This window comes from Streptomyces sp. YS-3 (genome assembly GCF_045257485.1).
Lineage (GTDB): Bacteria > Actinomycetota > Actinomycetes > Streptomycetales > Streptomycetaceae > Streptomyces.
In genome coordinates, this window is sequence record NZ_JBJHPC010001201.1 from 1 (window position 1) to 576 (window position 576).

General features: G+C 79.0%; 1 protein-coding gene. It reads left to right on the forward strand.

Going from position 1 to position 576, the window contains the following annotated elements:
* Window positions 1-34 precede the first annotated feature (34 nt).
* The coding region (locus ACJA3G_RS38300) for a DUF4129 domain-containing protein (protein ID WP_406557585.1) at window positions 35-576 on the forward strand (542 nt) is incomplete at its 3' end.

Genomic DNA, 576 nt, shown 5'->3' on the forward strand with positions numbered 1-576 from the left:
CCCCGACACCCCTTCGGGCGCTCCCAGCAGCCCGGTGAAGCCCTCCGAAGGCCCCTCGACGCGGCCCTCCGCGGCGCCGGCCCCGTCCTCCTCCTGCCCGGCGCAGCTGCGCAAGCAGAACGAGTGCGGCGAGGTTGCCCCGGCGGCTCCCCTGGGCGGCGACGGCGGCGGAACGTCCGCGGCCACGGTCGCCGCGGTGACCCTGGGCGTGCTCGCGGCGCTGGTGCTGCCGCTGCTGCCGTGGCTGTGGCGGGTACGGGTCCGGTCCCGGCGGCTGGCCCGGGCCGGGCACCCGGACGCCGACCCGGTCACCGCCACGCTGACGGTGTGGCGGGAGGTCATCGACACGGCCTGGGACCACGGCATCGTCCCCGACGACTCGCTGACGCCCCGCAAGGCGGCGGCCCGCATGGTGCGGCTGGGCGGTCTGGACGGCCCGGCGGCGGAGTCGGTGCACCGGGCGGCGAGCGCGGTGGAACAGGTCCTGTACGCCCCCACGCCCCGGCCCCCCACGGGCCTTTCGGAGGCGGCCCACGACATCCGCGCGGGCCTGCGCGCGTCCCTGCGCCCCTGGCC